The organism is Marinibactrum halimedae (genome assembly GCF_021234875.1).
GTDB lineage: Bacteria > Pseudomonadota > Gammaproteobacteria > Pseudomonadales > Cellvibrionaceae > Marinibactrum > Marinibactrum halimedae.
This window is the reverse complement of the sequence record NZ_JAJQVM010000003.1, coordinates 50145-76776: the sequence shown is the minus strand read 5'-3', so window position 1 is coordinate 76776 and position 26632 is coordinate 50145. Positions and strand designations below refer to the sequence as shown.

General features: G+C 43.2%; 22 protein-coding genes and 1 pseudogene. 12 read left to right on the top strand and 11 right to left on the bottom strand.

Features of this window, described 5'->3' with window-relative positions; genetic code table 11:
* Positions 1 to 5: 5 nt before the first annotated feature.
* The 3 genes from LU351_RS02690 to LU351_RS02680 all read right to left on the bottom strand — a co-directional run bounded on the left by LU351_RS02690 (position 6) and on the right by LU351_RS02680 (position 3726).
* Entirely contained in the window at positions 6 to 1460 is a 1455-nt protein-coding gene (locus tag LU351_RS02690; RefSeq protein ID WP_232592461.1) for a sensor histidine kinase, read from the bottom strand.
* Positions 1461 to 1672: 212 nt separating this feature from the next.
* On the bottom strand, positions 1673 to 2482 hold the full coding sequence (locus LU351_RS02685; protein WP_232592460.1) for a mechanosensitive ion channel family protein: 810 nt from the start codon (positions 2480 to 2482) through the stop codon (positions 1673 to 1675).
* Positions 2483 to 2598: 116 nt separating this feature from the next.
* Complete coding sequence (locus LU351_RS02680) at positions 2599 to 3726, bottom strand: OmpA family protein (RefSeq protein ID WP_232592459.1); 1128 nt, start codon at positions 3724 to 3726, stop codon at positions 2599 to 2601.
* Positions 3727 to 4273: 547 nt separating this feature from the next.
* Here LU351_RS02680 and LU351_RS02675 point away from each other — a divergent pair.
* The 4 genes from LU351_RS02675 to LU351_RS02660 all read left to right on the top strand — a co-directional run bounded on the left by LU351_RS02675 (position 4274) and on the right by LU351_RS02660 (position 9770).
* Positions 4274 to 5536, top strand: coding sequence for an imelysin family protein (locus LU351_RS02675; RefSeq protein ID WP_232592458.1), 1263 nt, complete (start codon positions 4274 to 4276; stop codon positions 5534 to 5536).
* A gap of 177 nt (positions 5537 to 5713) precedes the next feature.
* Complete coding sequence (locus LU351_RS02670) at positions 5714 to 7252, top strand: di-heme oxidoreductase family protein (RefSeq protein WP_232592457.1); 1539 nt, start codon at positions 5714 to 5716, stop codon at positions 7250 to 7252.
* A 179-nt stretch (positions 7253 to 7431) separates the two neighbouring features.
* Positions 7432 to 8463 (top strand): imelysin family protein, encoded by a 1032-nt coding sequence (locus tag LU351_RS02665; RefSeq protein WP_232592456.1) that lies wholly within the window; start codon positions 7432 to 7434, stop codon positions 8461 to 8463.
* A gap of 8 nt (positions 8464 to 8471) precedes the next feature.
* Positions 8472 to 9770 carry a DUF1513 domain-containing protein gene (locus tag LU351_RS02660; protein ID WP_232592455.1) on the top strand — a complete coding sequence of 433 codons (1299 nt, stop codon included), beginning with the start codon at positions 8472 to 8474 and terminating at the stop codon, positions 9768 to 9770.
* A 42-nt stretch (positions 9771 to 9812) separates the two neighbouring features.
* Here the strand turns inward: LU351_RS02660 and LU351_RS02655 are convergent, their stop codons facing one another.
* The 6 genes from LU351_RS02655 to LU351_RS02630 form a co-directional block, all read right to left on the bottom strand.
* Complete coding sequence (locus LU351_RS02655; RefSeq protein ID WP_232592454.1) at positions 9813 to 10277, bottom strand: GyrI-like domain-containing protein; 465 nt, start codon at positions 10275 to 10277, stop codon at positions 9813 to 9815.
* A gap of 80 nt (positions 10278 to 10357) precedes the next feature.
* Entirely contained in the window at positions 10358 to 11470 is a 1113-nt protein-coding gene (locus tag LU351_RS02650) for a sulfotransferase (RefSeq protein WP_232592453.1), read from the bottom strand.
* Positions 11442 to 11831: a hypothetical protein gene (locus tag LU351_RS02645; RefSeq protein WP_232592452.1), complete on the bottom strand. Its 390-nt coding sequence runs from the start codon at positions 11829 to 11831 to the stop codon at positions 11442 to 11444. The genes LU351_RS02650 and LU351_RS02645 overlap by 29 nt, the downstream gene beginning before the upstream one ends.
* A gap of 9 nt (positions 11832 to 11840) precedes the next feature.
* Complete coding sequence (locus LU351_RS02640) at positions 11841 to 12242, bottom strand: hypothetical protein (RefSeq protein ID WP_232592451.1); 402 nt, start codon at positions 12240 to 12242, stop codon at positions 11841 to 11843.
* Complete coding sequence (locus tag LU351_RS02635; protein WP_232592450.1) at positions 12202 to 13353, bottom strand: arylsulfotransferase family protein; 1152 nt, start codon at positions 13351 to 13353, stop codon at positions 12202 to 12204. The genes LU351_RS02640 and LU351_RS02635 overlap by 41 nt, the downstream gene beginning before the upstream one ends.
* Before the next feature lie 653 nt (positions 13354 to 14006).
* On the bottom strand, positions 14007 to 15197 hold the full coding sequence (locus LU351_RS02630; protein ID WP_232592449.1) for an amino acid aminotransferase: 1191 nt from the start codon (positions 15195 to 15197) through the stop codon (positions 14007 to 14009).
* A 367-nt stretch (positions 15198 to 15564) separates the two neighbouring features.
* On the opposite strand from LU351_RS02630, the gene LU351_RS02625 reads away from it, so the two are divergent.
* Positions 15565 to 16035: an Lrp/AsnC family transcriptional regulator gene (locus LU351_RS02625; RefSeq protein ID WP_232592448.1), complete on the top strand. Its 471-nt coding sequence runs from the start codon at positions 15565 to 15567 to the stop codon at positions 16033 to 16035.
* Between the two features lie 209 nt (positions 16036 to 16244).
* On the opposite strand, the gene LU351_RS02620 is transcribed toward LU351_RS02625, so the two are convergent.
* On the bottom strand, positions 16245 to 17192 hold the full coding sequence (locus LU351_RS02620; protein ID WP_232592447.1) for a LysR family transcriptional regulator: 948 nt from the start codon (positions 17190 to 17192) through the stop codon (positions 16245 to 16247).
* 1005 nt (positions 17193 to 18197) lie between these two features.
* On the opposite strand from LU351_RS02620, the gene LU351_RS02615 reads away from it, so the two are divergent.
* The 7 genes and pseudogenes from LU351_RS02615 to LU351_RS20625 form a co-directional block, all read left to right on the top strand.
* Positions 18198 to 18899, top strand: coding sequence for a CoA transferase subunit A (locus LU351_RS02615; protein WP_232592446.1), 702 nt, complete (start codon positions 18198 to 18200; stop codon positions 18897 to 18899).
* Positions 18900 to 19012: 113 nt separating this feature from the next.
* Positions 19013 to 19669, top strand: a complete 657-nt coding sequence (locus tag LU351_RS02610; RefSeq protein ID WP_232592445.1) for a CoA transferase subunit B — start codon at positions 19013 to 19015, stop codon at positions 19667 to 19669.
* Positions 19670 to 19823: 154 nt separating this feature from the next.
* The gene (locus LU351_RS02605; protein WP_232592444.1) at positions 19824 to 20219 is read left to right on the top strand and encodes a VOC family protein; all 396 of its coding nucleotides are present in this window, start codon (positions 19824 to 19826) and stop codon (positions 20217 to 20219) included.
* A 295-nt stretch (positions 20220 to 20514) separates the two neighbouring features.
* Positions 20515 to 20700, top strand: coding sequence for a methylation-associated defense system helix-turn-helix domain-containing protein MAD1 (gene mads1, locus LU351_RS02600; RefSeq protein WP_232592443.1), 186 nt, complete (start codon positions 20515 to 20517; stop codon positions 20698 to 20700).
* 88 nt (positions 20701 to 20788) lie between these two features.
* Entirely contained in the window at positions 20789 to 21049 is a 261-nt protein-coding gene (locus tag LU351_RS02595) for a hypothetical protein (protein ID WP_232592442.1), read from the top strand.
* Positions 21046 to 22074: a virulence RhuM family protein gene (locus LU351_RS02590; protein ID WP_232592441.1), complete on the top strand. Its 1029-nt coding sequence runs from the start codon at positions 21046 to 21048 to the stop codon at positions 22072 to 22074. The genes LU351_RS02595 and LU351_RS02590 overlap by 4 nt, the downstream gene beginning before the upstream one ends.
* Positions 22075 to 22232: 158 nt before the next feature.
* Positions 22233 to 22475: pseudogene (locus tag LU351_RS20625) on the top strand (N-6 DNA methylase); the annotation flags it as partial.
* 257 nt (positions 22476 to 22732) lie between these two features.
* On the opposite strand, the gene LU351_RS02585 reads toward LU351_RS20625, so the two are convergent.
* Positions 22733 to 26206: a S8 family serine peptidase gene (locus LU351_RS02585; protein WP_232592440.1), complete on the bottom strand. Its 3474-nt coding sequence runs from the start codon at positions 26204 to 26206 to the stop codon at positions 22733 to 22735.
* Positions 26207 to 26632: the final 426 nt, after the last annotated feature.

Sequence of the window (26632 nt, the reverse complement as noted above, 5' to 3'; positions counted from 1 at the left end):
ACCACTCATTCGTATCGTACGGGAATCTGAAGTAAGAATTGCGCCCCCTTTCCTAAAACACTAGACACTTTAATTTCTCCGCCCATAATTTCTGCAAACTGTTTACAAATCACCAAGCCCAATCCAGTCCCCACCTTGGCATTTAACCCTGCCCCAGTTTGCTTAAACGCTTGAAAAAGTAAACTCAATTCTTCTTCCGCAATGCCTGGCCCAGAATCTTTTACTGATAGCCTGAGTAATTGACCGTCGTCGCTAATACTGGCTTTTATCTTTACAACCCCAATCTCAGTAAACTTGATGGCATTGCCCATTAAGTTAATCATTACTTGAAATAATTTTTGTCGATCAACTACACAAGGCGTGGAAAGTGGTGAAGCAATTTCAGACTCTATTGTTAACCCTTTCTCATTGGCCTGATACTCAAAAAGCGAAACCACTTCAGCGACTAACTCTGGAATATCGGTTAAACTTTCATTCAGTACCAAACCTTCGTAAATGAATTTGGTGTAATCCAAAATATCATTGAATAAAGAAAGCTGACCCACCCCTGCCCGCTCAACCACACGAGCCTGCTCCATTTGGCGCTCAGATAAGCCGCCCCCTCGAATGAGCATTCTTGATACCCCCAACACAATATTAATCTGATTTCGGCACTCATGGCTTAAACGACTAATAAACTGGCTCATTGCAGCATTAGTTCGACGCAGCTCTCGATGATCGCTATAAGCACGAATCAGCCGACGAACCCGTGCCAACAACTCTTCTTGCTGAAGCGGTTTCGAAATATATTCATCAACACCTAATGCAAACAACTCCACAACACGCGCAGAATCCGAAAAACCAGACATAGCGATAATGGGAGTATCTGCTTGCTCACCAGAACTTCGACGAATAGTACTGACTAAATTAGCACCGGTTGCCGCCCCCTCCAGCACAATATCCGTTAGAACTAGATCAACACTGTTTGACTCAAACAATTGCCATGCACTCTTCACATCACCAGCTTCCAAAATGGTGAAGTAAGCGTCTTGTAGCAGGCGCTTGATCACTTTACGTTGTGTCACAGAATCTTCGACCAACAAAATGGTCGCATCTATTTTGCGCTGATTGGTAATAAAACGCTTGACGAAATTTTGAAATGGCTCAGCTTCTGATAAACAAAAACTTTCGGTAACACCACTATTATAAATAGTAGCCAGACTCACATCTTGACTACTGTTGTGAACCAATAACAATGGCCCACGGAACCCAACCGGCTCCTCTCGAATCACTTGGGCATATTGATAGAAATAAGATATGTTGGTATCGGCTTGAAAAACAATAATATCTGCAGACGATGCATTATAAGCATCGACAAGGTCATTAACATCAGAAAACAGACTGCACTCTGCAATACCTTCTAACCAATTACAGATGCAACCTGAATCTTCCAAATCAATGTGTAAAATCAGTATTCTCATACTGCTGGAGTATAGACACTTTCATTAAGCTTTCGGTTAACCTTGAATGGCAGAAAAGAAAAACAGAATAAAAACAAAGAACTTATCGCACTTTGACATAAAAATTTTAATGCCGTCATTTTCGATCAACCTTGATGGCTGTAAAAATCCAGCCATCCTTCAGTGTACTAGAAAAAAACCGCATTTTTTGCGCCCAACTTCTTGGACTCACCTTATTTATCTAAATGCACATCCATTTGCGGGAAAGGAATTTCAATACCTTCTTGATCTAGGCGTGCTTTTACTGCTTCCATGGTATCAAAATAGACTCCCCAATAATCTTCTTTTTTTACCCATGGCCGCAAAACAAAATTCACAGAAGAATCAGACAATTCAACCACTCCACATGTCACCTCTTTGTCTTTTAAGACTCGCTCATCTGACTGAGCCACTTCTAACAAAATACTTTTTACTTTTTTAATATCTGCGGAATAACTAACCCCAAAGAGAAAATCAACACGGCGAGTAGACTGTGTAGAATAATTGACAATATTACCACTGGTAATTGCAGAATTTGCAACGATAACCGTTTTATTATCCACCGTTAACAATGTCGTCGCAAAAATAGAAATTTCTTTTACGGTGCCGGACACACCCGCCACATCGACATAGTCGCCAACTCGACAAGGGCGAAACAAAATTAGCATGACACCTGCAGCAAAATTAGACAAAGACCCTTGTAAAGCCAAGCCTACTGCAAGGCCGGCGGCACCAATGACTGCAACAAACGAGGCAGTTTGAATACCCAGTTGACCCAACGCCGCAATAATAACAACGACAATTAATAAATAATAAAGAATATTGGTTACAAAGAACGAAAGAGTGCTTTCAATTCCTTTTTTTTCCAAGCCTTTTGCCATCAATCGGGTAATTGATTTTGCTAACCATTTACCAATCACAAAAATTGCAACTGCCAAAATGATTTTGATCGTATATTCCACACCCAAGCCAGGCAACTTTTCTATTATTTCATTAACATTCATAAAATCACGTTCCCACTAAAGATAAAGAAGAAAAAATTACTTCAAACTGAAAACAGCCAAGGCTTCATAGCAATACCTTGGCCACAACATCTCCATACCATGGCAAATAATGATTTTTATTGTGCAATTGTTTCAACTTGGGCTTTTACCACCGCCACAACACGTCGATTTTTAGCTCGATTTTCTGCCGTATCATTATCTACTAGAGGGCGCTCCTCACCATACCCTATAGCAGAAACACGAGAGGAATCGACATTAAATTGCTCAACCAACACCGCAGCTACTGCACGGGCTCGACGTTCTGATAATTGCTGATTGTATGCCGCCGAACCGCGATCGTCGGTATGCCCTTGAACCACCACTGACGTACCAGGGTATTCGCGCATAAAGCTCGCCACACGCTCTACTTCTGAATAAAACTGCGGTGTTACTACATCCGAATTATTGGCAAATTGCACATTTAGGCGAACTTCACGATCTTCCAATAATTTGATGTAACACCCCGTCTCATCGACTCTTGCTCCTGCAGCTGAGTCAGGGCATTGATCACGTAAATCGATAACGCCGTCGTTGTCACTATCCAATGCGCAACCTAGGTTATCAACTGGCGCGCCTGTCGGTGTTTGCAAACAATTATCTCGATCATCAGGTACACCATCTTGATCATTATCTTCAATCATTTTCTTTTCGGGCATCGGTGCAGGTTTTGCTGCCGCTGTCGTGGTGCCACCCAATAAAATGTTTAATCCCAATGTTAGAGCGACATCCAAATCTTCTTCGTCAAGACTATGAATTAATCTCAAATCAGAACGCAGGGCAACATTATCCCTAAAAAAGTACTTCAAACCGCCGCCGGCATTTAGAATGGTTTCTTCTGCATCAAAACTGTCGCTGTATTGGTTATCTCCCAATCCTGCTGCAAGGTACGTTTGCCAATTCTCTTGTCGCGGAAAATGGTACAAACCATCCAGTCGAAATTGCTCCATAAGCACATCGGCTTCAGACGTTAGCTCAGCCTCAGTATCTCCACGCAAATATAAAAACTCAATAGACCAAGGGTTGGCAAATTGATAGCCCAGCCCAATTGAGCCAAATACATGATTGTCCAACTCGCGATCATTATCAAAAGTGTAATAACCTATTCCCGGCGTTACGGTAAAGCCCGCCCCCTGATCGGCAAAAACGGGAAAAGACCCAATAGCAATTGTGGCGGCCAAAGCATTAATCGTTAATAGACGTTTCATGTAATCACTCCTGTTGCGGTTGAATCCCCAATGACATTATTTTGGTTCGGAGATAGTGTTTTATTATTGATAGAATTGCGTGAATACAATGGTGCTATTTAAGAAACAAGCATAATAAGAAACAAGTAAAACACGCAGCTTATCTTTGATACGTTTAAACCTTCAACTCAAGCATGGGAAATAGTCTTGGTCAAACTGTCATAAACGTTTTTCATGGCAGTGACGTCCTTTCTCTGTTTTTTGGCTCTCAATCCTTTTAGGTGGCAATCATTAAATACCCTTACAGATGAACAAATACTTAATTTCACATACGAACTGACAACTTTAGTGTGATAAAGCAAAACAACCGCAACATGAATAACCCTTAGACCTTCCGACATTGCTCATTATTAATACAAATTATTGGTTGAGACGAAAGAATAAGCCGATGATCAACCATTGATAATAGTTCTTATTATTACTAATATCTGCCCACGAAATAGTGTCGTGCCGGATACCAATACTGTCACTGATTACAATATTACTGATTACAATATTAGGAGTAGTCATGCCACGCTTAATGTTCTCTCAAACCGTTCTTTTTACCACCCTTGGTTTCGTGTGCCAAAACAGCCTAGCGGTCACAGAAAAAGAGGTGGTAATGAGCTACGCCGACCTTGCTCATGTGGTTTATGAAGACTCTTTGATCACCGCAAAAACCTTACATCAACAAGCCAAAAAATTAGTTGAAGCGCCTTCTGCAGAACATCTGGAAGCCGCAAAAGACGCATGGAAGGCAGCTCGCGTACCTTATCAACAATCTGAGGTTTTTCGCTTCGGTAACGCTGTTGTGGATGAGTGGGAAGGACAACTTAACGCATGGCCACTGGATGAAGGCTTAATTGATTATGTGGACAATAGCTATCAAGGCGAACTCGGTAATCCCGGCGCTACCGCCAATATCATCGCAAGCCAGACCTTAAAAATAGGGGCTGAGACAATCAACCTACAGCCGTTAAGCGGTGAATTATTGGCCAATCTGAACGAGCTTGGTGGTTCAGAAGCCAATGTTGCAACAGGCTATCACGCTATTGAATTTCTCTTGTGGGGGCAAGACCTTAATGGCACCAAAGCTGGTGCAGGCAGCCGTCCTTACACCGACTTTGCCAAAGGGGAGCAATGTACTCATGGCAATTGCGATCGACGAGCCGAATATTTATTGGCCACAACAGAATTACTGGTGAAAGACCTCACGTATATGGTCGAACAATGGACGCCCGATGCGACAAACAATTATCGCCAAACCTTGCTTGCCTTACCCACAAAAGAAGCAATGACCCGAATGCTCTTTGGCATGGGGTCATTGGCGCTGGGTGAGCTGGCCGGCGAACGAATGAAAGTCGCATTAGAGGCCAACTCTCCGGAAGATGAACACGATTGCTTCAGTGACAACACCCATTATTCACACTTCTACAATGCAATGGGCATTAAAAATGTGTACCTGAATGAATACCAGCGCATTGATGGCAAACTGTTTAATGGTGATTCTCTATCAGAATTAATCGCCAATAAGAACAATTCTCTAGATCAACAATTACAACACGCCTTTACGACTTCACAAGCAAAACTACAGCGTATTGTCGATAAAGCTGAGGCCGCTCAATCTCCTGAAAAATTTGACCAGTTAATTGCCGGTGGCAATAAACCCGGCGCCAAAATGATTAATGATGCCATTCAAGCATTGGTTAACGAAACCGCACTACTAGAACAAGTCGCACGAACACTTAAGATTGAAAACTTAAACCCTGATAATGCAGACCATAATTTTTGATTTGTATCGATCGTAACACATCGCCAAGCGGGTACTATTACTATTGGGTTACCCGCTTGGCATTAGCAAGCACTTAACACCGAAGAACTTAATATTAAATCACTATCATGCGCTAACGATCACGTTCATGAGTACTCATTAACTACACACATTTTTCCTCTTACAGATTCGAGACGTATGCAAAAGCCAGCCATCACACTCTCCATCATTCCAAAGCCTCTCACCGCCAAAACCGTGAATTTATCTTCTTTTAAACTGCTTCAACGCTCAAGCCTTGTTACCAGCCTATGCCTTCTAATGGCTTCATGCGGCATTAATCCTGACAGTTCAACTCTCGGCGACAGTGACAACAAACAGCCACAGACGCAAAGACACACTAGCGAATTGAATGTCCCCGATAAGTTGGCGGGCGAAGCCAGTGTCAATAATCAAACCAGCAATGCGTTTTCACTGCCTTCCGCCAATATGCCCTTTCAACAACGATTGGATTTTAGTGTTGGTAATAGTTTTTTTCGCAACCCTTGGGTGATCGCCCCTGCGTCCACCGATGCCCGCGACGGATTGGGCCCTTTGTTTAATACAAATGCCTGCCAAAATTGCCATATTAAAGATGGACGTGGACACCTTCCTGCCAATCTGGAAGATAACCATGTTTCCATGTTGATTCGCTTAAGTATTGGCGATGGAAAAAAACCAAGAGAAGCTTCCACCCCACATCCTCGCTACGGCGGACAATTACAAGACTTTGCCATACCCGGCCACACACCTGAAGCAAACATAGCATTAAAATACGAGTATCAAACCGTCACACTGGCCGACGGTGAGACAGTTTCGTTACGAAAACCCATTGCACAATTCAATAATCCAGCCTATGGCCCATTAAATAACATTCAATATTCCATTCGTATCGCCTCACCTGTCATTGGGCTAGGGTTATTAGCCTCTATTCCTGAAGCCGCTATTTTGGCAGGTGCTGATCCGAATGATCGCAATAACGACGGAATTTCAGGCACCGCTAATTCCGTCTGGAATGCGACGAAAAATAAAACGCAATTAGGTCGATTTGGCTGGAAGGCTGGGCAACCTACATTAAAACAACAAAATGCAGCAGCGTTTAATGGTGACATGGGCTTAACCACGCCAGTCTTTATGAACAGTAATTGCACCGAATACCAAACCCGGTGCGAAAGTGCCCCCACGGGTGGCGCACCGGAAGTCAGTGAAAATATTCTTCAAAAAGTCACCTTTTACAGCGCAAACTTAGCCGTGCCGAAGCGGCGAAACGCCGACAGTGAACAAGTCAAACAAGGTGCACGCCTCTTTGTTGAAACGGGCTGTGAAAATTGTCATCACCAAAAATGGCAAACCACAGAAGATCAAAGCGGCATTGGCCTAGATATCCCGCAGCCCTGGCTAACTAACCAAACTATTTACCCATTCACAGATATGCTCTTACACGATATGGGTGAGGGCCTAGATGATAATCACCCTGAATTTGATGCAAAAGGCAGTGAATGGCGCACACCTCCTTTATGGGGAATTGGATTAACAGCAACGGTGAACGGTGAATTTGGATACCTTCATGATGGAAGAGCACGCACATTAACCGAAGCGATTTTATGGCATGGTGGCGAAGCCGAGCAGAGCCAAGTGCAATTTAAGCAACTCTCTACGGAAGACAGACAATCATTACTGTCTTTTTTAGAGAGCCTTTAAATATTGTACATAAAAGGCGGTACATAAAAGACCGTACATAAAAGACTGCATATAAAAAGTGTTTCGATAAGAAGAAAAAGCACAATCAAAAAGAGTGAAGTAACATGTCCTATTGCGTCATTAACAATATTGTCACGACCTTTCTTTCCTGCAGGAAAAAAGCAGGAATAATACTTAGTGTGAATATTGCGGCATTCACTCTATTTGGTTGTTCATCCGAATCACCTGAACATGCGTTTGTGCGTGCTACAACAGAGCACATCATTATTCCTAGCTATTTGGGGCTGGAAAAATCTTCGATCGCATTATCAGAAGCCAGCCACACTTTCTGTAATGAAAATAATGAGCCTATTCAAAAAGAACAGCTTCAAATTCACTGGCACGACACTATGGCAGCTTGGTCCACGATTCAAGCCATTCGTTTCGGCCCAATCAGCCAGCAAAATTTAGATTGGAAGTTACAGTTCTGGCCAGATAAAAAAAACCTCGTCGCACAAAAAACATTAGGTTTACTTTCCCAAACTGAACCACTAACGTCTAAGCAACTCAGCCAGGCCAGCGTCGTCGCTCAAGGCTTCAGCGCCTTGGAATTTTTACTCTTTGATCCTCAAGCGATGAGTGCAGGCAAACCAGAGCGTTACTGCGAATTAGTACCTCTGATCAGCCAACAATTGAGCAGTATTGCCCAAAGCTTGACCAAAGGCTGGCACTCTTACCAAAACGATTTGTTTACCTACAGTGACGACGCAGAGTTTTCCAGCGAGCTAGCCGTCGTAGCCATATTATTAGATGCCTACTTATCGCAACTGGAAATACTGAAGAATCAAAAAATTGGTCAGCCTCTTGGCAGTGAGCGTCAGAATGCTCGACTTAACCCGTATTTTCTGGAAGCTTGGCGAAGCCAAAGTTCACTGGTGTACATTCGTAATAACATTGAAGCGTTCCACCAATTTTTTAATCGGGGCGGCTTACGTACTTACCTGATCAAAACCAATAACAGTGATTACGCCGAGCACATTGAACGAGAACTCACTGCATTAAACAGTGCGCTATCCGAAACACCGGCTCCCCTTTTTACCCAATTGGACGCCGCGCAGCCTTCATTGGAAAAAATGCAGACACATTTAACGACCCTGATTGAGGTATTAAGTCATGATGTCACCGCCGCACTAGGATTAACCCTTGGCTTTAATAACAACGATGGCGATTAAGGCATTACATGAAGCATCTCAATCATCGTCTCTCTCGCAAACAACTTTTACGACTTATGCTCGGTGGCGGAGCTACTGCTCTCACCATCTCGACTGGCTTTGCCATAAAACATCATCAACTTTTGCATTCAAAAAGTACGATTCAAAATGCGAACGCCAGTGAAATAAAAGAAACATTAAGAGTAGAAAATACTGAACGGAGTACGGAAGCAAGCATTCTTTTTTCCGCCTTTGATTATAAAAATACACATCATGTCGGCGCCATTTCTAACAACGGTAAGTTACTATTTGCCCTTCCAGTACCTTACCGAGCTCATGACAGTTTATTTATACCAGAAATCAATAAGGCGCTTTTTTTTGCTCGCCGTCCTGGAACTCAAAGCTATGTTGTGGATGTCAGCACAGGGCGTCTCGAACAGATCATCACCAGTGCTCCTCATCGGCATTTTTATGGGCATGGTGTGGTACACAATGGCCTTTTATTCTGCACCGAGAATAATTTCAAAGAACAAACCGGTTGCTTAGGCGTTTACGATATTCACGATCACTTTAAGCGAGTGGGCGAACTCAACACACATGGCATCGGGCCTCATCAACTAAAACACTTAGTGAACACTCACACTCTGGTGATTGCCAACGGAGGTATTTTAACCCACCCAGAAAAAGGAAGAAAAAAACTCAATCTTGCTACCATGGCACCCAACCTCTCCTATCTTGATGTGCGCTCCGGAGAATTACTCGACCAAGTCATACCACCACACCATCAACTCAGTTTGAGGCATTTGGACGTCACATCCAATCATAAAGTCGTAGTCGGTGCTCAGTTTGAAGGAGGCACAAATGATCCAATGCCATTAGTGTTCTCACACGAAATGGGCTGCCCACTCCATGCCATGGAAGCCGACGATATTGAATGGATGCGTTTTAAACAATACATCGCCAGTGTTGCCGTTTCTCAAGATGGAAAATCTGCAGCGGTCTCTTCGCCGAAGGGAAATATCATCAGCGCCTGGGATATACATCACCGTACCCTAATTGACTCTATTCCCATGCGAGATACCGCAGGCTTGGTTTACAGTGATGAAAATAAAACCTTTATTGCGAGTAATGGTTTTGGCAAACTCCAAAAGCTTTCGTTTCAACCACACCAAGATCAGCCACAGAAAATCAACAAACGCACACTGAAAAAGGAGAGAGAAAAAAGTACATTCTCATTTTCCACTGTTACTTGGGACAATGTTACTTGGGACAATGTTGGTTGGGACAATATTGCCTGGGACAATCACCTGAGTTTGTTTAGAGGATAAAGTGAAAAGATAATGGAAACTATCGTAAGAGCCAGGAGGCCATCACTTAATCGCAATATGAACCGCTATTTCACCGGCGCTTGGGTAGTACTCAAAATCCATTGAATATAACCGCTCATACTCTGAATGTCCCTCAGAAAAATAATTCCAAACCTCTGTCCAGGCATCAATAGCAATCTGTGGCATTTCACCTTTATGAGTAAACACAAGATACTTCGCCGCTGGAATAATGACTTCTTGCAAGCTGACATCCGCAGGAAGTGTTTTCCCATCAAACCCGGCCAAGACGGTAAATTCCCCAGTATGGTCTGTCTCATAATCGAAATACACACCGTATACTCTTTCGCCACCCTTGTAGTCAACGGGCACAGACTCATCAAACCGTTGCCACAGTGCCGGAATTTTCCCTTTGTTGGGGGTCATTTCTGTCGCGTTATCGGTTCTGGTGCATAACCCATGGATGACTTTTTCTGAAACCCGTTTTACTTCCATATCATTTACTTTCATATCAACAGTGCGCCCTTAGTTCATATACATCGCCCCATCGTAGTAAAAAGAAGCAAGTAAATCCACACAGGTTAAGTGCACTATCGACAAGATCGAATTTTCAAAGCCTCGTAAATATCGTATGCCTCATTCAATAACTCAATAGGCACGTCTAACGCGGACTGTTTATTAGAAATCCCACGAATATTCGTGTGATTTTGAATAAACGCAGAAGAATTTTGAACTTCGGCTAACTCTGCAATGTACGTTAAGGTATCTTGCGGCTTTTCATTCAGTGTTTCATAACAAACGATAATTGGCTTAACCGAGCTTTCCATTACCTTGCGGTACACCTCAATCCAATAGCGTAACCAATAAGCAGGCGTCAACTGCGCCACATTACTAGGTGAAACCACCTCATCACTCACTTTAAGGGGTTTAAAATTACCGCCAAAATCATAATGCCCAATCCAACGCATGTAATCTTTCGAAAAATTATCGTCGTCATGCATGTTTAAAAAGCGCTGATGTTGAGAGATTAAAGAGTGAACATGGGTAACAGGATCACGCACACACACCACGATCACACTGGACGGGAAAACGGCCTTAATGCTCTCTAAGCGAGAAACATTGGCGTTATTTTTTGACAGATAACGCAGTGAATTGACCTTACTCCCAGAAGGATTCTTTTGCTGATTGACCACTAACAGTTTTTTAATCGTTGCTTCAAAAAATTCGACAAACTCGGAAGTAATCCATTGTTGGGGAATACAGTTTAAATGCGCCTCGTCCACATAACGATCATGGAAAAAATTTAACCATAAAACCTCTTCAAATGCCTCAGGACTATCAAAGGAGATTTCCATTCCATCACGGTGCGCTCGTTCTTGTAACTCCCCCTTTTTTTGAAATCCACCACTGAGCTTTTCCCACAACAAAGGGGCTAACAAAAACGGCATATTACGATAGGTAAACGTGGCGTAAGTTTGTGTTGAATAAAAAGATTCAAGCATTAACGTTGTGCCCGCACGAGGTAAGCCGGTCACAAAGGTTGGTCGATCAATTTTTGCAGGTTGTAAATCTGACTTAAAAATATCCGCCTCTATGCCTCCTAATGAGCGTTGAACCATAGGGTGGATAAAAGCGATACGGTGAATAAGTCGATCAACAAATGAATAATTTTGATTACTGGATACGTTTTCCGATGACGGCATGTCTTATCTTCCCATAGACAACCAATAAAATTACAACAGCAATTAAGACGATAGGATTAACACTGTAAAGCGCTAACTCTTCTAGCGTCCATCCCCCAGTGATATGGGCCATATAAAACACAACAAAAGAGCCAAATAACGCAGCCATAATTTTCAAACAGCACAGAAAGACCTGCTTTAACATATTCAGGCTATTTTTTTGCATGGCAATGGCCTTCTCATCGTCATCCATGCTTTCCGATCGAATTACACCCAATGACTGCTTCGTAATTCCCAACAGCTCCTTGGCAGTACTATTGGCTTTAACAACAATAAAAAGTTCCCAAAAGACAATTGATGCCAGCATCACGACTGCAAACATAATCAATTCCTATCTATTTTGAGACGAACTATTTGGAGACGAACCATTTTCAGAGGGCATGTTTTCAGACGACAACGACTCAGAAGATACGTCATGGGCCTGAGCAGAGATACTGTGTTCACTATTCCCTTCTTTATGATCTGACTCCTTATTAGCAGCCATACTTTCTAATGGCGCACCACCTGCGGCTTTTTTCTTTTTCATTGCGCTTTTAATGGGGTACCACACCAAACCGAATATCGCCAAAATGACAGCCACAACGGTGCCAATGATGGCTCCGATCACTCCCAAACCCAACCCTGGCCCTACGTAAGCCGAAGCCTGAGAACAATAGAAAAGAATAGCAATACCTGAGATTAGCCCACCCTGGTTAGACATCACGATTGCACGCAAATGTTTTAGGATCTTCATTGAAATACTCCCTTGTTAGTACATACGAATTGGGTACGATAGCATTAAACCCTTCTATCGCACGATTATTAAATTCATAAACCACTTGATTACTTCTGGTATCCACCTCAATAAACCGTCCCTCCTTTGGAATAGTGATATGAACATAATGCTCGTTTAACCATTGGTGTTTACCCATCGTTTCTGAGAAAAAATAAGGATAATCACCAGACATTGGGTTGATCACTCGATTCGTTGCCGGATCAACCACCAATAGATTCGTTCTTTTTTCGTACTCAGGCCCAACTAAAAAATTATTGTTATAAACCGAGATTTTACCATTTTTAAGAAAGTCTGGGTCATGCTGATGCCGCCATGGCCCCATAAAACCCCACTTTATTTTTTTCTCTTCACGACCAATTACACCAATATAATTCAAGTTTCGTAAACTAATGAGGAGATCTCCTGCATTGAACATGGGAAACGCTTCAGCAAGCTCCTCATCCAATATTTCTACATCATTCGGATGAAACAAATCCGACGCCCTATTTTCATAAGAACGTATTTGCTCATCCCAAAAATACTCTGGCAACCCCATCATTGTTTTTGCGAATTTATCTTCTTTAAGAACATCTTCAACAAAATCAATTTCTTCAACATGCTCACCCGTTTCAGGGTTAATCGATACCAATAATTGATCTTGAGAATACGTACTGGTACTTCCAAGCCACGTCCACACTAAACCGTCATTATCGATATCAAAGGAGTGATGGTAGTAATCGCCCTTGAACCATTTTACCTCACCACAAGGGGAGACTCGCGCCATCATTTTATCCGTGGCGGTAAAGCTGACAATAATATCGCCATCTGGAAGCACAATATTCGCATGAGGGTTTTTGCCAAGCAAATCAACGCTACCTGTCAACTGTGCACCACCAAGGGGCCAACTCATTAAGACGACGCCCTTACTATCCATTAGCTGACCTATGTAAATACCACGACTCACATCATACTTCATCACATAACGATACAGGCCGTCCTCCACCTCACTGTAAAAATCACCTTGTGAATGCGGACTTTCACGTACGATTAAACCAGGGGGTACAAGCATCCCCGTGGTAAAAAAGCGCATAAGATAACCCCACGCTTTATCTATCAAAGGGGCTGGCCATCGCACTTCTGCCTTTACTGAGTATCCCCAAAAAAACGTAGCAGTTGAAGTCAGAAACAATAAAGACAACAAAGATACTACAATCGGCAAACGACTGGCCATTAACACCCACCCCAATTTCAATTTTCCAATTCGGCATTTAAAATGTGATTTTTTATACCGTATTCAATCGTTTTTTATTACCACGGCAGCTTACAGCCCTTCACTCCCCTTTATTGGGTGCTTAACACAAACCATGCCATATTAATAAAACAAAAAAATGAATATCTCACCCAACACTCACCCATAAAAGCCGTACGATAAAAGCTCTCCCTACAAAAAACAATGTATCAGAAAAAACAATACACAAAAAAAAGCCAAAACCGGAATTGATCACATTTTGAAAAATTAAAAATCAGGAATAAAAAAATTATTTTTTTATAACAAAAAAAATAATTCTTAATTTCAACCACTCAACACATAAAATGCAACCCGCAGCAAGACACCACAGAAGGAACATCAAAAGAGGAAGGTGTATATCAGAGGAAAAAGAAAGGAGGTAAAGAGAAGGTTGAAAGAAAGAGCCTACAGAAAGACTCTTTCAAGAACATGATTACAAATTCATATGCATCAACTCACTCCAGCACTTCACTGACACTGTCACAAAGATAATCAATGTTTACTGAACTGATGCCCGCAATATTTACCCGACTTGAGTTAATCATATAAATACTGTAGCGCACTCTTAAGGCTTCAACTTGCTGCGGTGTTAAACCAAGAAACGAAAACATCCCTTTTTCATTTTCAATGAAACTGAAATTATCATGGCCTCTTATTGCCATGCCTTTCGAAAACGCTGAACGCAACCCTTGCATACGCTTTCTCATGCCATCGACTTCTTGTATCCACTGTTCACGCAAAGTTGAATGATTCAAAATCGCTTCAACAATTGCTGCGCCATGGGCGGGAGGCATAGAATAAATACCACGAGCCACACTAAGAAGCTGAGATTTTGTGGCTTTCATGGCTTTTTCCGATTCACAGACAAAAGAAATACACCCCGTACGCTCACGGTACAAGCCAAAGTTTTTGGAACAACTGGTGGCAACAATCACTTCTGGAAGCTGTTCAGACAGCAAGCGCAAGCCATAAGCATCGTCTTCAAGCCCATCACCGAAGCCTTGGTAGGCCATATCAATAAACGGTACAAACCCCCTCTCTAAAGCCAAGCCTGCCAGCGTTTGCCATTGCTCTTTGGATAAATCCGCACCACAAGGGTTATGACAACAACCGTGCAACAAAACAATATCGTCCGTGCCTAATTGGGCCAATACCTCTAACATGTCCTCAAATCGGACGCCTTTATTCTTTGGGTCATAGTAGGGATAAGTTTTGATGGACAATCCGGCATCCCCTAACAAAGGAATATGATTTGCCCAAGTGGGGTCGCTAACCCAAATGGTCACATCCGCCATCGCTCGCTTGATTAACTCAGCCGCCACACGCAACGCGCCACACCCCCCTGGCGTTTGCACCGTGGCCACACGATGTGACATTAAAGCTGGGTGTGCTTCACCAAAAATGAGGGTTTGCATGGCTTCATTAAAACCGGGATAACCGGCCGGGTTCAAATACGACTTTGTGTTTTCTAACGCGATGTGACGATTCTGCCCTTCACTAACAGATTCAAGTACGGGTGTCAGCCCTTCTTCATTCTTATAAACACCAATCCCCAAATCTAACTTTTGAGGATGTGTGTCTTGCTGGTAGGCTGCCATGAGCCCCAGAATTGGATCAGCCGCTAAGGTGTCAAGCTGGTTAAACATAACATCTCCAAATCAGGATAAATATCAAGCATTGTTAAGCGCATCACCCCTCCAAGCCCGTCATCAAACCAGGCTCGGTGAATACCGCTCCCCCCGCGCTCAACGTAACCTTTCTCTTTATTTTGTTGAATTTACAACGATTATTTGCACTTAAAATAAGCTTTGCATTCTCTCTTGTTTCCCCTTCTGTCAGCGAAAACCTTTGCACGAGTCAGAACGCAGAGCCACATAAAAGGCAAAGCATTATAGCCGGACGCCACCGGAAAACCATGAGCAAGAGTTATAAAGAATTACTCATCAAAGTTGAACATCTTCCGCACCACCTTCTATCATTAGTAGGAATATTCTGCGAAATGGAAAACTACGCATGTCTTTATCTTCTGAACTCGATGATTTTGACCGTAAGATACTCCGAGCACTTCAGGAAAATGCCGACTACTCAATGGCCGAGTTGGGTGAGAAGGTGGGACTGTCTCATACTCCGTGCTGGCGCCGAATCAAACGTCTGGAGTCAGAAGGGATTATCAAAGGACGAGTGACTCTGCTCGACAGTGAGAAACTGAATCTCGGCGTTTCGGTACATGCCTATGTCACCATCAAGAGCCACGAAGAAAGCGCGCTCAATGACTTCGAAACCGCCGTGTTAAAAGTAGAGGAGGTAGTGGAATGTTATTCCACCAGTGGCGATAAAGACTACATGCTAAGAATTGTCGTCAATAGCGTAGATCACTATGAAAAATTACTGAAAACCACATTGGTGCATTTGCCGAACGTTTCTTCCATTAATTCGACTTTTGCACTCAAGCAGGTAAAATTTACAACTCAACTTCCTATTTAGTCGATGAACACCTTAAATCGATCGCCTCCCTCAGAGGCTGATCTTGTTCAAATTTAAATAATGACGACAAGCTGTTAAGAACAATTATTATCTAAAATAAGATCAATACATCCTTGTGAATAAACACCTTGATAAAGGTTAACCCTAAAGTACAAAACCCGAACACACAAAGCCTGAAAACACAAAGCTACTGGCTACTCTGCAGCCCCTTATTGCAAGCACGGCGTACACTCTTCAGCCATTACTCGATTAATCATTGCCGGCTTCGCCTCCAAGTGTTCTTGCACAATTGATTGACGCATCGCTTCAGCCGCCGCAGATAAAGAATAGCGACGACGATGCAATAAGCCCACAGGAAGTGCAACTTGTGGCGATTTTAAAGTCCGGCAAGCACAATTCATATCTCGCATTTGAGCTTCGCATAATTGAGGCACAACGCTTACTCCCACCCCTGCAGAAACCATACGCCCAATGGTCGACAACTGGTTGGCTTCTGTTTGAGCAGCGAAAGAGATATCGTACTCGGCCAATATCTTTTCAATATAAAGACGTGTACTGGACGGCTTTTGCAAAGCAATAAAGTGTTCATCCATTAACTGAGACCAAGTGATCTCTTTCATAGAGTCAAACTTATGACCTTTGGGAAATACGGCCATAAATGCATCGGTGAAAAGCTCTTCAAAAACCAAGTCATCACAGGGGCCTGGGTCAAAACACACACCCATTTCAACACGCCCTCCACGAACCAGCTCCACCACATCTTCTGCAATCACATCATGGATGCAAAGATTAATATCGGGGTGTTGATCTTGATAATTAACCACGACCCTTGGCAATAGACTCGCCGCATAGGAAGACATTGCAGCAATAGAAAGCTTACCTCGCTTCATAGAAAACAGGCTGCCAATATCGGTTAATGCCTGATTCCAATCCAACAATAAACGTTTTGCCACAGGAAGAAAGGCCTGCCCCTCTGGCGTCAATGCCAATGTTCGTGTTGTACGTACTAATAAAGCTCCACCCAGCGCTTCTTCAAGATTTTTAATGGTAATACTAAGGGCGGGCTGAGAGAGATGAACACGGTTGCAAGCCTCAGCAAAACTTTGACTTTGAGCAACAACAACAAATGCATTAATTTGTTTGATAGTAACATTCACAGCGAAACTCCTGTTAGCTTATCGCAATTAGTCCTCTGAAGTGAGATTAAGAAGACTCACTCCGCAGCTGTTAAAGTGAACAAATGTTTTCAACCCAACTTTTCTTGCCCACTGCGTTATGGTATTGATAACACATCGGACCGATCTTGAAGTTGTTGCAGAAATGTTGCTAAACAATCAGCAAAAAGTTTGCAACGGTATTGGTTGTAAAGCATTTGCAGCCAAAAACCGAGTTGGAACGAGTATGATCAGCACAATCACCTAATCGTCATAATTATCAACACACTTTTAAAAAAGAGTGAATCACGACAAATACGTCATTCTGATACAACACTCTTAAAATAATCGTAAAACAATGATTCACCCTTAGGCGCCTCAATCAACAATTAGACATTACCAAAGAGTTAAGTCATCGGAACTATGATTAATTCCGCCAGAAATTAGTTTTATTTGATTGCACATGTGCCTACGTGCAAAGGTTCAGCCTGGATTAACTCGACCGAAAATAGTCGATTTACATCCTAACGTCTGGCAAATGCACACTATGTGCATGATTATTACTATATACCGTTATTGGAGATTGTGTAAAAAAAATACTGATATTTAGAACACAAAGGTTAGTAAGATTGATCAGTTAGTAGCATTTGTTGTGAGTAACATAAATCACTTTTTTATTTTTGAAAACAATGGCGCCAAAAAATAATTATAAACGACATTCAAAGCCTACTACTTAGCAAACACGAGTATGCTTAACTCTATTGTTACTGGCTTTATCAATTTGGCTCACCATGCATTTCCGCGATCTGCCTACCCGAATGTTCGGCCTAGACAGATCGCGAAGTCATGAAAAAACAACTGCATTTTGAATGAGATTCTCTGAAAATCATGAAATATGCAAACAGTAATGGCACCAACTTTATTGATGGCAATGCAACCATCTACACTTTGTCAGTACAAATTAACCTTTATACAACTAACACCAAATACATTAATTAGGAGGCATGCATGGCCGGCTTTGATAAAGTCGTTAAAAGCTACGCTGAAGCGTTAGCAGGCCTAACCGATGACATGACCATCATCGCAGGGGGGTTTGGCTTATGTGGAATTCCAGAAGGCATCATTGCCGAAATAAAATCCATGGGTGTGAAGGGACTAACGTTTGTCTCTAACAACTGTGGCGTTGATGATTTTGGGCTTGGGCTACTGCTGGAAGATCGCCAAATCAAAAAAATGATTTCCTCTTATGTTGGGGAAAACGCCTTATTTGAACAACAATTTCTCAGCGGCGAGTTAGAAGTTGAACTGACACCACAAGGCACACTGGCCGAAAAAATGCGTGCCGGCGGTGCGGGCATTCCCGCATTTTACACTGCAACAGGATACGGCACCCCAGTCGGCGAAGGAAAAGAAGTACGAGAATTCGATGGCCGTCCCTACATCCTGGAAGAATCCATTACTGGGGACTTTGCCATTGTTAAAGGGTGGAAAGCCGACCGATATGGCAACGTGATTTATCGCCACACGGCTCAAAACTTCAATCCAATGGCTGCCACCGCCGGAAAAATTACGATTGTTGAAGTAGAAGAGATCGTCGAACCCGGCGAACTCGACCCCGCTCACATTCACACTCCGGGAATTTACGTGAATCGTCTGATTCAGGGTAGTTTTGAAAAACGCATTGAAAAGCGCACCGTGCGCTCTGCTTAGACGGCCTATCGGTTAATTAATTAAATAAACAGTCAGTTAAATGAACAATCGGTTAGATGAACAATCGGTTAGATGAACAATCGATTAAATGTACAGCATAGGAGCAATAACGGATGGCTTTATCACGTGAACAAATGGCGCAACGTGTTGCACGCGAGCTACAAGATGGCTTTTATGTCAATCTAGGCATTGGTATTCCAACCTTAGTGGCCAATTACATTCCTGAGGGAATGGAGGTGATGCTGCAATCGGAAAATGGTTTGTTGGGCATGGGTCCCTATCCCACCAATGAAGAATTGGATGCCGATATGATCAATGCAGGAAAAGAAACAGTAACTGCCATTAAAGGGGCTTCCATTTTTTCTTCCGCAGAATCTTTCGCGATGATCCGAGGCGGACATGTTGATTTAACCGTACTCGGTGCTTTTGAGGTAGATGTTTCGGGCAATATCGCATCTTGGATGATTCCAGGAAAACTGGTAAAAGGCATGGGCGGCGCCATGGACCTTGTCGCTGGCGCCAATAATATCGTGGTCACCATGACACACGCCAGTAAACATGGCGAGTCAAAATTATTAACACAATGTTCACTGCCCTTAACCGGTGCAGGCTGCATTAAAAAAGTCCTCACCGATTTAGCGTATGTGGAAATTGCAGAGGGAAGCTTCTGGCTAAAAGAGCGTGCTCCCGGTGTTTCGGTTGATGAAATTGTCGCAAAAACCGAAGGGGAAATTGTCGTTCCTGATGTGGTTCCTGAAATGGAGTTTTAAACCTAGCCCTATTTAACAACACCTATAAAGCACCATAGCATTATCCAAAGTCTCTATGAATAAGCGTCACAACCACTCAGTTAACAGCTCCCCCAGCTGTATCACTGTGTGGTTTATCCTCTTCAAAATTTAACGTTTTAAAAAGGAGAATAGTATGACCCACAATCCTGTCGGCTGGTTTGAAATATATGTGGATGATATGAATCGTGCGAAAACATTCTATGAATCCGTATTTGCGACTGAGCTTGAAAAGTTAGAAGATCCTAACAAATCTGATTCGGACGGCACTGGAATCGAAATGCTGGCATTTCCATCTAATGAAGAAAAATATGGAGCACCCGGTGCTCTGGTAAAAATGGACAGTGTGTCTGCCGGCGGAAACAGCACGCTGGTATATTTCTCGTGCGAAGACTGTGCAACAGAAGAATCCAGAATTGAATCGGCAGGCGGGCAAATTCAAAGCCCCAAAACATCCATCGGCCAATACGGTTTTATTACCATTGCTGTTGATACGGAAGGAAATGTCTTCGGCTTACATTCGCTGCATTAATTTTTTGAAAAACACGCTTCTACAAATTTTAGATTTTTTATAGCATGGCAATAGTGTCATGCTATGTTAAACGGCTGCCATTGATTGACGAATAGGCTCTTCATCATTTTATTTGGGTGATCTTCTCAATTTTATATCTCATAAAACGGGGCGGAGAGGTGTCTGCCTGCGTTGCGCGCTCACCTAACATCTGCTCAATAGATATCCATAGAAAAACCATAAGTTACTCTTTCTTACTTCTTGTTGATTCCTCAATTTTCTCATATTATCCCAATTATCTCATAAGGGGTAAAATATGGCTGATGAAATTCTGACCTTAAAAGAGGTTGCCGACTACCTCAAGTTGGCGGAAAAAACAGCGTATCGATTAGCTGCTGAAGGTAAATTACCCGGTTTCAAAGTGGGCGGGGGTTGGCGGTTCAAAAGGGAAGATGTTCTCCAATGGATAGAAAATCAAAAAAATAAGAGCTGTAGTGAATGATTTCCAAGGGGCTTGGAAACAGTAGGATAGGTTATGAAAAAGGCCTAATGCAACAACTCTTTCTCGAAATCGACGCTAAGGCAAGTGTATGAGCAAAATCGACAAATTCGAAAGCCTTTACAAAATTGCCCAACACTTCCGCGATGATTTAAACAATAAAGACATGGTGTTGTTTTTTGCCTATAACGGCACAGGAAAAACCCGGCTTTCGATGGAGTTTAAAGAGTACGGCAAACAAAACTCCGAACGCGATACCTTATATTTTAATGCCTACACGGAAGATTGTTTGATGTTTATGACGGCCTTATTGACTCGCGAGCCCCATCAGCCTAAAGAGGCTTATCAATGACAGATTCAAACCCCTCCCAATTTATCATTTACCAAAGCGAAGATGGCCGAATCAAGCTGGATGTGCGTTTTATGGATGAAACGGTTTGGTTAACGCAAGCGCTGATGGCTAACCTCTTTTCAACCACACCTGAAAATGTGCTTATGCACCTTAAAAATATCTACAACGAAGGCGAACTTGATCAAATCTCAACCACTAAGGATTTCTTAGTCGTTCGCAAAGAAGGGAATAGGCAGGTTAAACGTAAGCTGAAACACTACAATCTGGATGCCATTATCTCTGTTGGCTACCGGGTACAAAGTCATACGGCCACCCGGTTCAGGCAGTGGGCGACGCAACAGTTAAGAGAGTATATTGTTAAAGGCTTCGTATTGGATGACGAGCGTTTAAAGAACCCAGACCAGCCCTTCGATTACTTTGAAGAGCTGACCCGCCGAATTCAAGACATTCGCACCAGCGAGAAGCGGTTTTATCAAAAAATAACGGATATTTATGCCACGAGCGTGGATTACGACCCCACCTTAGACACCAGTATTACCTTCTTCAAAACGGTTCAAAATAAAGTCCATTGGGCCATTACCGGTAAAACCGCCGCAGAAATCATTCATGACCGCGCCGACAGCAGCCAAGCCAATATGGGATTAACAAGTTGGCGTGGGGCTAAGGTACGTAAACAGGATGTGGTCAATGCCAAAAATTACCTGAATCAGGACGAGCTACAAGCGCTGAATAATCTGGTTGAACAGTATTTAGTCTTCGCTGAAGGTCAGGCAATGCGTCGTATTCCGATGAAAATGACAGATTGGGTGCAAAAACTGGACGGCTTTTTAACACTGAACGACCGGGATATTCTGAGCCATGCAGGCAAAATTTCTCATGACATGGCTAAACAACTGGCAGAAGGTGAGTATGACAAGTTTAATCAACACCGCCTGCATCAGAGAACAAATGAAGGCACCGAAGCGGCTGAACACTTAGAAGAACTGACCAAAACAACAGAGCATCTCACCAAGCCTCATAAGTAGACTGAATAAGTACAGTAGACTGAATAAGTACAGTAGACCAAATAAGAAAGTAGACCGAATAGAAAGGTACAGAGTAACAAATTATGACCCAAGAACAACTTAACCAACTCGGAAAAACCCTGTGGGCCAAACGACATTAAAAAAATTTTGATACCTATCAATACCGCTCTGAAGAAGAGCGCTATGCACGACGGGTAGCTTTTGATGAAATCGAGAATAACGACTATAACCTCAATATTTCTCGCTACGTGAGTACCGCTAAACCGGAAGAGAAAATTGATTTGGCAGCGGTTAATGCTTCCCTCGTCGATATAGAAAAAAATATTGCAGAATCAACGGCTAAGCATAATAAGTTTCTCAAAGAGCTTGGTCTACCCTTACTTCCCGTTGGTAAGAAATAACAGACTGTCAGTGAATGGTTTGCCTTCCCGACTTCGAAGAGCCTAATCTAAAACACTTCTGTAGAGTGCACGCTGTACATTGTTAATCACGTACGCTACTCAGTACTTCGCACAGAGTGGAAAGGCGAACAATACAATATTTGAATGCTCTCTTAACTTAAATAGTACACGTTAAAAATTAAAGCCGCTTTCACAACAGTGAAAGCGGCTTTTTATTTTATGAACGATTCACGCTACTGAATCGTCATACACAGGGTTTACTTCGGCAGCAAACAGGAGTCTTTACTAAAGACTTCTGAATCTGTTGCACGGAATTCACCGCCATTAGCCAGTTTAACTTTAAATTCCAGTGACACTTCTTGCCCCAACGAACCATTAAACGTTTTCTGGTAGAAACCGTTTTGCAATTCACCTTGGTAACATCCACCATTGGCACAAAGGTATTTGTACCCGGTATCTGTCGGCCACCCTTGGTCTTTCAAGTAAACAGTAAAACTATTGTCCGAGGTATAAGCCACACCCATATCTCCACAATCTTGAGAAATAGGGGTGCTCACACCCGGAGCGGTAACCAGCAACACTTCATTATCTGACTTGGCCCCCGGGTACCCAATAGCACCGTTGGCTAATGAAACTTGTCGATTGGTTTGAATAAACGCGCCAATTGCACCGTCTTCGGTTTTCATATCATGTACGGTTACACTGGCTACCCCGCCTTGCTCAATGATTACGCCGTCTTCCGTAATAAAGTGGTAACGCTCATTACCCGGCCACACACTGACACTGGGCAATTGCGCACCCTGAACGCTCCCACCATTATTCACACGGGGTGTGAGGGTGATTGGCGATTCAGGAAACTCTGATAATCCCATTAATTCGCCACAAAACTCCAATACCGTCGTGCGTGAGTTTGCAGCATGTTGGGTAAAGAAATTGGCTCGCAAAGTATTCGTCTCTAAGTTCTGTACTGCTACGACATTGCGACCATCATTACCATCTTCGCCAACAAAGTCATTAAAGTCGAGATTGGTTACCATGAAGTCATCGGTACCATCATTATCCAAGTCAACCAAAATTTCATATTGAGCATGGTAAGACACTTGTACCGGCTCCCAACTGTTTAAGCCAATTTCCCATTTGAAAGAATCGGCACACTGTTCTGATGGGTAAGCACGAGAACCTAACGCACGTAAATCGCGAATCGGCTTATCTTCACCACGTAAACCTTCGGGTAAATCTTCACCCAGTGCATAAAGGTTAAAGGGCTTCAATGCTGCAAAGCCTGAACCTTGGTTAGAAATCTCAACAATGGTTTCAAACTCGTCATTTAAAACAGTGGTATTTGTCTCTGCCTCCGATGCTTTTCTAGCAATAACATGCCAAGGTACGGCAACTTCACGATCACCATTCAGTTTAATTAACAAGTAACCATCAAATTCCAAAGCACCCAACGCTTCTGAGTCTTGAGCTCCGGCGCCCGAGTTTAAGGTGCTGTTCGGTAATTTACTTGGGTCGATAGTGAGACTAACCGTAATCGACGTTTCTGCCCCATACCCCAATTCAATTTGGTTCATCACGTCAATACTGACGGCACCCGCAAGCGCATCACTTTCATAACGAAACTCCGGCTCAAACGTCAGCATTAATGTTTCGTTATCAGTAATATTTTTAATACTCAGTGTTTTTTGTAAGGTGGTTTTCTCAGTCACCTCCACAAAACCAAACGGTAAGGTGCTCGTTTCAGACGCGAAATGAGAACTTACATCGTATATGGCAAGAGGCGTATTAATGGCTTGATCCACCCGTAACTCGCCACCACCAATACGGGTAATCGGGGCTAATTCGCCTTCTTCCACGTAAATATCACGCTCGCCCGTACTCACAAGAGCACTTTTCACTTGAGCAGGCCCCCAGTGTGGGAACTTCTCTAATATTTGCGCAGCAGCACCGGCTACAACCGGTGTGGCGCCAGAGGTACCACTGAATGGGCTTACCCCTTCACCGGCACCGGCAACCGCAGAAACCGAACGACCCGGTGCGCCAATTTCAGGTTTAATGCTGCTGTAAGAAGAGTCTGGACCACGAGAAGAGGCAACTTCCATTCGTTCCGCCAAAGACACCCGATTGGCAGGGTCGAGATACGCAAGTGTGGCATTATCACGCAGCAAATCCCCTGTCGATTGAGCAATCATAACCGAAGGAATCGTGGCGTTTGAGCTACCGCCTCCAGAGAAGGGGGCTTCATCTCTATTTTGCGCCACAATGGCTAATACACCACCTGCCTCTTGAATGTTTTCCACTTTCTCCACAAACGTACACGCACCACGATCAACCATGACAACTTTGCCAGTAAGCGAATCAGGTACAAACGGATTTTCACCGGTGTCGGTATCACAGCCGTTCAGTGCACTGCCATTTCCATCACCGTAACTGACCGCCATATCCGTCGCGATAGCCGCTTCAGGCTCCGGCGAAAAGCCCATTAATATCGCATCGTAATTCGTCGAAGTACCGTCACCATTCTCAACGGTTAATTGGCTTTTAAAGGCGCCAGGTGAGGTCGTCCAAGCAACCGATAACGCGGTTTTGGCCGCCGATGGTGTGGCAAGAATAAACGGTTTATCCGCATCATTACCCGCCGCTGCCACACTTAAAATTCCCAGCTCAGTGGCCCGATCAATGGCCGCAGACGCATCATCGTCGAAAGCCAAACCGTAATCTGCCCCCAAAGATAAGTTAATGATGTCCACAGCATCACTTGGGTCACCATCGCCATTTGGATCCATCGAATACTCAATGGATCGCATAATGCCTACGCCCGAACAAAAACGACGGCAGACTTTCAGTGCATGTAATTTAGCATCTGGTGCCATGCCTTTTAGACCTGCAGCAATATCCGCCACATGCGTTCCATGACCTCCGGTATCGAGAGGGTCACCATCTTCAGAAAGCGGTTCATCAGGCCACTCACCAATAAAGTCATATCCCCCGATGACTTTCTCTGTTGGGAAAACACCATCAGTATTGACCGGATCTTCATTGGCAAAGGTATACGCCTCCAAAGTACCTGGACCACCAAAGGCAGCATGGGTGTAATCAATACCGGAATCGATCACCGCAATTTCAACCCCTTTACCGGTAAAGCCCGTCGCTTGCAATATCGCACCACCCACATGAGAAACGGTTTCGTCCAATTGGGTTTGATTCGTTAGCGGTTGGTAATCTGCAACGGCCACAACGTATTCAATATCAACACGATCGGCAATGGCGGGCAGCTCTTTCACATCCACATCCAAATACACTGCGTTGGCTGCCAACCGGGTTTTCCCCAATACCTGAGCACTGGGCGCTAAGGCTTTAATGTCTGCAATAAATTTTTCTTGTACCGCATCCGCTTGTTGAGAAAACGCTTTAGCACGATCACTGGAAGATAAATCCGACGCGGTGGCCGAGGGGAATTTCACCATGACATGCTGTTTGCCACTTTCAACAAACGCGCCTTTCAATTTTGATAAGTTTTCCCCTGAGACTTCCATTAACCCGCCAGGCACTGATATCGACGTTAGGGAATCCAACTTCTCTGGTGCTACCTGAGTCACTGCCGCTTGCGCAAATACCGAATGACCGGCTGCTATCGCCACCACCAATGCGGATAATTTACCGCCGGCAGATGATTTTCCGTTCCTCTGAAACGAATTGACTTGGACGGTTTGTTTTGTACCCATAGACATGCTTACACCCCAATACAATATAAATTAATGCAATATCAATATTTAATTTAATTAGCTTTACTTCATATGGAAAACGTAAAACCGATTTAGCAATAAAGCTGCCAATTAATAACTTTTAGAAATTAAGAGAACCACTTCAGTTTCAAATTTTTCCAAAATCGCGCCACAAATGGCGTGATCTGAAAGAAACGAAAAGTCAATAGACTGTAATCGTTTTCATTTCTTTACATTAAGAATAAAAATATGATTATTTCAATCAAGACGATAAGTGTGCAAATCAAACTATTCCGCACCAGAACAGTGCCGAGAACAACTAATTCGTACCCACATTTTTAGCAAATAAAAGCGCAAAGAAGATGTGAAAAGAAAACAGCATGAAGAAAATTAAGAATACCGACATTACGGTGTTCCATACGAAATACACCG

Excerpts from the sequence above, each read along its gene's own strand:
- LU351_RS02675 (WP_232592458.1), top strand. The coding sequence starts at position 4,274 with ATGCCACGCTTAATGTTCTCTCAAACCGTTCTTTTTACCACCCTTGGT.
- LU351_RS02635 (WP_232592450.1), bottom strand. The coding sequence starts at position 13,353 with ATGCGCTTTTTTACCACGGGGATGCTTGTACCCCCTGGTTTAATCGTA.
- LU351_RS02640 (WP_232592451.1), bottom strand. The coding sequence starts at position 12,242 with ATGAAGATCCTAAAACATTTGCGTGCAATCGTGATGTCTAACCAGGGT.
- LU351_RS02590 (WP_232592441.1), top strand. The coding sequence starts at position 21,046 with ATGACAGATTCAAACCCCTCCCAATTTATCATTTACCAAAGCGAAGAT.
- LU351_RS02670 (WP_232592457.1), top strand. The coding sequence starts at position 5,714 with ATGCAAAAGCCAGCCATCACACTCTCCATCATTCCAAAGCCTCTCACC.
- LU351_RS02610 (WP_232592445.1), top strand. The coding sequence starts at position 19,013 with ATGGCTTTATCACGTGAACAAATGGCGCAACGTGTTGCACGCGAGCTA.
- LU351_RS02645 (WP_232592452.1), bottom strand. The coding sequence starts at position 11,831 with ATGTTTGCAGTCGTGATGCTGGCATCAATTGTCTTTTGGGAACTTTTT.
- LU351_RS02595 (WP_232592442.1), top strand. The coding sequence starts at position 20,789 with ATGAGCAAAATCGACAAATTCGAAAGCCTTTACAAAATTGCCCAACAC.
- LU351_RS02685 (WP_232592460.1), bottom strand. The coding sequence starts at position 2,482 with ATGAATGTTAATGAAATAATAGAAAAGTTGCCTGGCTTGGGTGTGGAA.
- LU351_RS02690 (WP_232592461.1), bottom strand. The coding sequence starts at position 1,460 with ATGAGAATACTGATTTTACACATTGATTTGGAAGATTCAGGTTGCATC.
- LU351_RS02605 (WP_232592444.1), top strand. The coding sequence starts at position 19,824 with ATGACCCACAATCCTGTCGGCTGGTTTGAAATATATGTGGATGATATG.
- LU351_RS02585 (WP_232592440.1), bottom strand. The coding sequence starts at position 26,206 with ATGTCTATGGGTACAAAACAAACCGTCCAAGTCAATTCGTTTCAGAGG.
- LU351_RS02625 (WP_232592448.1), top strand. The coding sequence starts at position 15,565 with ATGTCTTTATCTTCTGAACTCGATGATTTTGACCGTAAGATACTCCGA.
- LU351_RS02660 (WP_232592455.1), top strand. The coding sequence starts at position 8,472 with ATGAAGCATCTCAATCATCGTCTCTCTCGCAAACAACTTTTACGACTT.
- LU351_RS02650 (WP_232592453.1), bottom strand. The coding sequence starts at position 11,470 with ATGCCGTCATCGGAAAACGTATCCAGTAATCAAAATTATTCATTTGTT.
- LU351_RS02680 (WP_232592459.1), bottom strand. The coding sequence starts at position 3,726 with ATGAAACGTCTATTAACGATTAATGCTTTGGCCGCCACAATTGCTATT.
- LU351_RS02630 (WP_232592449.1), bottom strand. The coding sequence starts at position 15,197 with ATGTTTAACCAGCTTGACACCTTAGCGGCTGATCCAATTCTGGGGCTC.
- LU351_RS02655 (WP_232592454.1), bottom strand. The coding sequence starts at position 10,277 with ATGAAAGTAAATGATATGGAAGTAAAACGGGTTTCAGAAAAAGTCATC.
- LU351_RS02615 (WP_232592446.1), top strand. The coding sequence starts at position 18,198 with ATGGCCGGCTTTGATAAAGTCGTTAAAAGCTACGCTGAAGCGTTAGCA.
- mads1 (WP_232592443.1), top strand. The coding sequence starts at position 20,515 with ATGGCTGATGAAATTCTGACCTTAAAAGAGGTTGCCGACTACCTCAAG.